Origin of the sequence: Corallococcus interemptor (assembly GCF_003668875.1) — a bacterium.
Lineage (GTDB): Bacteria > Myxococcota > Myxococcia > Myxococcales > Myxococcaceae > Corallococcus > Corallococcus interemptor.
Genome location: NZ_RAWM01000232.1, coordinates 1 through 6,089, shown reverse-complemented (window position 1 = coordinate 6,089; position 6,089 = coordinate 1). Strand labels below are relative to the sequence as shown.

Genomic DNA, 6,089 nt, shown 5'->3' with positions numbered 1-6,089 from the left:
GCAACGTGCTCGACTCTCTCACGGCGTCCCTCGAAGCCCATCTCCACGGCACTCCCGCGCCCTCGCTCCTGCCCGGCTCATAATCTCAGCTCACGCTCGCGGCCTTCAGCCCCCCGTGAACGCTTACCCCTGGAGAACGCCCTGCACAAGGCCTTCGCCAACCGTCGCGTCAACCGTATCAACGAGCGCAAGGAGTTCTTCCGCGTCAGTCTGGATGAGGTCGCACAGGCAGTGCGGAAGCACCACGGTGAGTTTGAACTGACCCGGACCGCAGAGGCCGCGGAATACCGGAAGACGTTGGCGCTCCAAGAGGAAGAACAAGGCCGAACCGGTGAGCGAGCCGCCTGAATTTTGACCCGCTTGCACATCTGATAGCGTTCAACTCTCAATGAGTTCCTCCCAGTTCCTGCATCCCGGGGATGCTCTCCCCAGCGCTGTTATTGCCGCCTCCAAGAATCGGAAAATCGCGTTCCTGGTTGGCTCCCCCTTGTCGATGCAGGAAAGCGCTGACGCCCCTCAGGTCCCGGGCGTGAGTGGGATGGTGGCGCTGATTCGCGAGCACATTCCGGTCGAACTCCAAGCAAGATTTGATGCGGAACGGGAGCACAACAAGCCCAACGAATACCAATGGGCCATGCGTTTCCTGCAGGGCCGCGGAGACAAGACGGCCGCCGAGAAAGTTGTGAGAGAGGCGGTCCTCCGCGCGCGACTGGATCGAAAGAAGGACGGCGTCGCAACTGACGAACAGCTGGACCAGGATTATCTCGGCTGGGCGCTGCCGCCTGCGACGGAGCACCTTGGCAAGCTCCTGGTAGAGAGGGCGGATACGTTCGGTCCTGTCTTGACCACGAATTTCGATCCGCTCATCTCCGCCTCCATCAAGATGGCCGGCGGAGACTTTCATCGAACCATCGTCGTCGACGACAGCCCCTTCGGGCACACAACTGTCTCTCGAAACTCCACACACATCGTCCATCTCCACGGTTACTGGCGGCAATCGGCCACGCTACACACCAGCGTGCAGATTGCTCGCGAGCGCAAGCGCGTCGCCGCAGAGCTCATTCAGCTTCTTCAAGACCATACGTTCGTTGTCGTTGGATACGGCGGCTGGGACGACATCTTCACCCAGACGCTCGGGACGATTGACGGAGACCGGCACAAGGACGTTGACATCCTCTGGGCGTTCTTCAACAACGAAGAAGACGCCATACTCGAGGCCCGGTATCGGACCCTTTTTGAGAAGGTTTCCAACCTGAGGGGCAACACAGGTCTTCGCTGCTACAAGGGAATCAACTGCCATCAGTTCTTCCCCGAGCTGCGAAAGCAGCTTGGCGCGTCCAGTGCCTTCACACCCGCCGTCCAGAGTACAGTCAGGCCGTCTGCCGTGGACGTTGGCGCGACCAGCAAAGGTACTATCCCAACTGCCTCGACGCCGCCTCAGACTACGGTCACTCCCACGCCTGTCCCTTCCGCGCCGGAGATTTCCGCCGCTCCTCCCGCCGCCAAGGACAGCCATTCGAAGCCGACCTCCAGCAAAGCCCTGCCTTTCGCGGCAGCCGCACTGATTGTCGCTGGGATGGCGGCAGTCTGGCCATCCGCCAGCAAGGGTGTGAATAATGACGTCATCGTCATTCCACCCCCACGCAATCTGAGAACCGTCCAGCCGCAACCCTCGACGAATTCACCGCTCCCTGCTGGTGGAACACTCAAAACCGTTCGCCAGCAGCATCAGGTCGCGCCGGCTTCGGATGCGGAACGCGGGACTCGCGTTTCGCAACTTCCATGGGGCCGCTATGCATTCATCCCGATGAGTGCTGTTCCCACATACAATGCGGACACGTCGATTTACGGTCCCATCCGGGAGGGGATTGAGCTTCATCGCGCACGCACAGATGGGTCGCTGTACCTCGTGGGCTTCGCGGATGCGTCCACCATCGCGGCATTGGCCTATCCACGACCTGCCCCCATCGTCATTTCGCCCACGCCAAGCGGCGGAAGGACCCAAGTCGCAAGCATCCCGGTCTCCCGACTGGCGACTGCTGAAGTGCGCATGGACGCAGATACCCGCGTGTTGGTCCTTCACCTTAACTAATAATCAATGACACTCAGCAACCGAACTCTACTGCTTGGACTGGCGTCGCTTTTCTTGCTTCCTGCCTGCGGACCCGAGGATCTCAATCCCGGTTCACCCAACCCCATCACGGAAAATCCTCCTCCTCTTGAGGAAATCTGTACCGCAGCGAACTGTGCGGGTTGCTGTGATCCGGCTACGAACAAGTGCGTCCAGGTTCGTACCGAGGATGCGTGCGGCGCTACGGGCACCACCTGCGTGAAGTGCGCGCCTGGCACCATGTGCCACCCAGCACAGCAGCAGTGCTACACCCCAACCATCCGTACGAAGATCCAGCCCCTGAGCGCGACCTTTGCTCCCCACGATCCTGCGGACGACAGCGACTGGGACATTGACGGTTCACCGCCGGACGCCGTGGTTGAGCTGATCTGCCCGAATGCGCAGCCCGCTGTGTCCAGGTCGGAAGAGATTGAGAGCCTCACTCCAAGATGGACCCAAGGGTTCTGTGACGTTCTCAGCACGGATCTGCTTTCCATGCCGATCCAGTTCAACGTTCTCGATGTTGACGCCATCTTCGACGACAAGGTCGCATCGGCGCAGTACCAGGTCACCCAAGAAGACCTTGAGCGTGGCGTCTTGCAGTTCACGGGTTCCAGTGGATTGACCTCGATTTCCTTTCAGCTCACCACCTACTACGCCCAGTAGGTCGAGCGCCGGTTCGACGCGAGGCGGCGTTTCCGGGCGTGTGTCCCTCCCTCTCGAGAGGGAGGGGCGGACGGAGCAAAATCGGACAGGCTGGATCGAAGCGCCACACGCAAAATTGAGGGCAAAGGCTCTGCGGGAGTGAATCTTCCGCAGCCCGATCCGTCTGGGGAGGGTGCGAATCGTCAGCACCGCGAACCATTCCACGCGGACCGTTTCGGGGGGCGCATGTCCACGATGTTCTCCAAGGTCATTCCTGTCCCACCCCAGGCAAGGCGGGTCATCCTGGTCTCGATTGACTGGACTCGCGACAAGGATCCGCGCCTCCCATTGGGACATGCATCCATCGTCGCGGCTCTGCGAAACGCGGACTTCGACGTGCAGGCGTTCTCCTTTGCCATCAACCGCCCCGGCTTCAGTGAGGAGCGCATCCTTTCGAGCATTCTCGAATGCGCGCGGGGGCTTGAGTCCCGAGACGTGGACCTCGGCCTGGGTGTCTACATTTGGAATGACCGGGTGGTGAAGCGGCTTCTGGGAGCACTCCGCCGAAGTGGATTCGAGGGTCGCATCATCCTCGGAGGGCCACAGATCTCCTACGCGGGGGAAGGCCTCGAAAAGCTCTACCCCGAGGTGGATGGATTCATCCGGGGGTATGGCGAAGAGGCGATGGTGGCACTGGCAGCCACCTCCGAGCGCATCCCATTTCCAGGTGTTCACTGGGCTGGACAGGTGGACGCCGGTCTCCAGGCCCAGGCGAAGCTGGAGACGCTCGCCTCGCCCTTCCTCCGCGATGTGATCGAACTTTCCGCCGAGCAGCGGTTCATCCGATGGGAGACGCAGCGCGGGTGCCCTTTCCGCTGCTCGTTCTGCCAGCACCGGGAGGCGGGAAGCCGTTTGCGACGGCGCGACCTCCCCATGGCTCGCCTTGCGGAGGAGATGGAGTTGTTCGTGCGCTCGGGAGTGGATGACATCGCGGTGCTGGACCCGCTCTTCAACCTCGGAGACCACGCGCTGACGGTGCTGCGGACGTTTCGGAGGCTTGACTATCGCGGCCGCTTGTCTCTCCAGTGCCACTTCTCGACGCTGGATGACGAATTCCTCCATGCCTGCGAAGGGCTCGATGTCCGGCTGGAGTTCGGCCTCCAAACCATCCATGAGAAGGAAGCACGGGCCGTCGAGCGCGTGAATCATCTTGAGAAGGTCGAGGAAGGAATCCGCAAGCTCCACGCGCGCGGAATCCCCTTCGAGGTGTCCATCATCTTCGGCTTGCCCGAGCAGACGTTGGCCTCATTCCGGCAGACGCTCGATTTTTGTCTCCGGAGGCAAGTCCCCGTGCTCAAGGCATTCCCGCTCATGTTGTTGCGAGGGACCCAACTGGAGCGAGAGCGTGCACGCTGGGGACTGGAGGAGAACAACGCTCCCATCCCAAGCGTCGTCCGCAGCTACACGTTTGACGAGCAGGAGTGGAGTCGGATGGAAGCACTTGCTGAAGCCCTTCGTCGGACAGAAGGCAGCCACCCGGACTGTGTCGAAGCCCTGGAGGAGCGGGTGGCACCTGCTCCGGACACCTCAGACTGGTGGTCACCTGCAGCCTAGAATATGAACAGGTTTCACACACGGAGTGCGCTCAGTGAGCCCTTGGTTCATCTTCTATACTTTGATCGGTTGCCTTCTTTTATTGGCGGCAGTGGACCATTGGGTATTGCTACCGCGACGGCTAGAGCGCCGATCAGGTTACGTCGAGGGAGCAGGCAAGCGGCAGAGGATCGACGCGGGCTGTCGCCGTGTGATCAGGTCGCCACCTCACGGAGGTGGCTCGTGGAACGCTGGAAGCCGACTGTGGAGCAGAGCACCCGGGATCAGCGCCTGCTGAAGCTTGCGGGCAAGAGCAGGAAGCTCTTCGTCTTCCTGCGCGAGCACCGGCACGAGTTGTTCGACGAGGCCTTTCAGGACGAACTCGAGGCGATGTACCGACAAACGGGCCAGGGGCAAGAGCCGCAGCCGCCCGCGATGATGTGCATGGCGCTGCTGGTGCAGGCCTACACGCAGGCGTCGGACGCCGAAGCCGTGTGTCTCTCGGGCACTGACAGCCGGTGGCGAATGGTCTTGGACCGACTGGGTGCCGACGAGGACGAGCCAGCCTTCTCCCAGGGCGGGCTGCAGCAATTCCGGGAGCGACTCATCGCGACCGAGATGGACCGCCGACTGCTGGAGCGCACCGTCGAGGTGGCGAAGCGGACGAAGGGGTTCGATTCGAAGAAGACGCCGAAGACGCTGCGAGTGGGGGTGGACAGCCGCCCTTTAGAAGGAGCCGGGCGGGTTGAGGACACCCTCAACCTGCTCGGCCACGCAGGCCGCAAGGTGGCCGAGGGCATGGCGCTCGCGCTCGGCACCGACGTCGAGGAGGTGTGTCAGCAGGCCGATGCGCCGTTGCTGCTGGCCAGCAGCATCAAGGCCGGCCTCGATATCGACTGGAGCGCGCCCGATGCGAAGCTCGACGCACTCAATCGCCTGTGTCGGCAGCTCGACCGTCTCATGGCCTGGGTGGCGAAGCAGTCGAAGTCGTGCGTCGCGGCTCCGCTGACTCGCTACATCGAAGCGCTCGCGCAGGTGAAGGCGCAGGACCTCGAGCCGCGCCCCGAGGGCGGCGTGCAGATTCGACAGGGCGTGGCGGCTGACAGGCGCATCTCCATCGAGGACGCCGACATGCGCCACGGACGCAAGAGCAAGAGCAAGCGATTCAATGGCTACAAGCAGCACGTCGGCACCGACCTCGACACCGAACTCGTGGTCGCCTGCGTCGTGACGCCAGCCAACCGCCCCGAAGAGGAGGCGACCCTTGCACTGCAGGAAGACATGGCCCACCAGGAGCTCTTCCCCGATGTCCTCCTCATCGACAGGGCGTACCTCAACAGCACCATGGCCGAAGACGTGCTGGAGAGCGGCGGCGACGTCGTCTGTCGGCCGTGGCGAGGAGTCAGCGCGAAGCCTGGACTCTTCGGCAAGCGCGACTTCAAAGTGAACGTCCGCGACGGCACCCTCACGTGCCCTGCTGGCGAGGTGGAGCCCTTCGAGCCCGGTGCCGTCGTGCACTTCGACCCGGAAGTCTGCGGGCCGTGCAAGCTGCGCTCAAGCTGTACCCAGGCCGCGTCCGGCAAGGGGCGCAGCGTCACGATGGGGGACGACGAGCCCCCAGTGTCAGCGTAGTTGTCGCCTCGGCTGAGCAGCCGAGGTGACCACCTTGAGCGGGGCGAGCAGGAAAACGACGGTGCCGTACACGGACGCATTCAAGAGTCAGATGGTGAAGCGGATGCTG

4 protein-coding genes and 1 pseudogene are annotated in these 6,089 nt (G+C 62.4%); all 5 read left to right on the top strand.

The genetic code is table 11. The features are described from left to right. Positions 1-39: 39 nt before the first annotated feature. Positions 40-348, top strand: a complete 309-nt coding sequence (locus D7X96_RS41320; RefSeq protein ID WP_279637429.1) for a GIY-YIG nuclease family protein — start codon at positions 40-42, stop codon at positions 346-348. Between the two features lie 190 nt (positions 349-538). After that, positions 539-2,092: an SIR2 family protein gene (locus tag D7X96_RS38530; protein WP_158626684.1), complete on the top strand. Its 1,554-nt coding sequence runs from the start codon at positions 539-541 to the stop codon at positions 2,090-2,092. Positions 2,093-2,350: 258 nt separating this feature from the next. Next, positions 2,351-2,776, top strand: coding sequence for a hypothetical protein (locus D7X96_RS38525; RefSeq protein ID WP_121771969.1), 426 nt, complete (start codon positions 2,351-2,353; stop codon positions 2,774-2,776). Between the two features lie 225 nt (positions 2,777-3,001). Then, a complete protein-coding gene (locus D7X96_RS38520; RefSeq protein ID WP_121771968.1) occupies positions 3,002-4,369 on the top strand; it encodes a B12-binding domain-containing radical SAM protein in 1,368 nt (455 codons plus the stop codon). Between the two features lie 222 nt (positions 4,370-4,591). Then, positions 4,592-5,962: pseudogene (locus tag D7X96_RS38515) on the top strand (transposase); the annotation flags it as partial. Positions 5,963-6,089: the final 127 nt, after the last annotated feature.